The sequence below is a fragment of the Enterovibrio gelatinilyticus genome (assembly GCF_028683095.1).
Taxonomy (GTDB): domain Bacteria; phylum Pseudomonadota; class Gammaproteobacteria; order Enterobacterales; family Vibrionaceae; genus Enterovibrio; species Enterovibrio gelatinilyticus.
This window is the reverse complement of the sequence record NZ_JAJUBC010000119.1, coordinates 1-488: the sequence shown is the minus strand read 5'-3', so window position 1 is coordinate 488 and position 488 is coordinate 1. Positions and strand designations below refer to the sequence as shown.

Here is a 488-nt window from a genome sequence, read left to right as displayed (position 1 = left end):
GGTCAGCCCAATGAGCCTCTAATACTTGGGTTGCCTATTTACCCAAGGGAGATAAACACCCAACACATTATCATGGCGACGGATTGACATGTTCTGGAAAAAAAAGACAAACCAAGAACTCGACTTAAAGCAGCAAGAACCTAAAGCTGGAGAGCGCCGAAAATTTCTATCAGGGGAAGCCGTCTTCTTCTCACCAAAGCCCATGCCAGCTTATTTTATGAAAGACGATGATGTTGTGCCGTCTTCAGAAATACTCGACATCAATGATACCTATATGGATGTTGGCGCACGTTGCCAAGGCAAAGCGTTTCAAGTCCAACTAGGGCATATATGCATTAATGCAGTCAGCTTACTTGCAATCACGGTGCTAGTCTCTGTTGCTTATTCAAACAGTAATGTTACTGGTGGTTCCTATTTCGAAGAACTATTAAGAGGCTTAGATGAAATAAAATTTGGCATGTATATTGTTTATTCATTACTTGGCGGAA

Annotated in this window: 1 pseudogene; it reads left to right on the top strand. The window is 41.8% G+C overall.

The window, feature by feature from the left end:
- Window positions 1-88: 88 nt before the first annotated feature.
- Window positions 89-488: pseudogene (locus tag LRP50_RS25480) on the top strand (hypothetical protein); the annotation flags it as partial.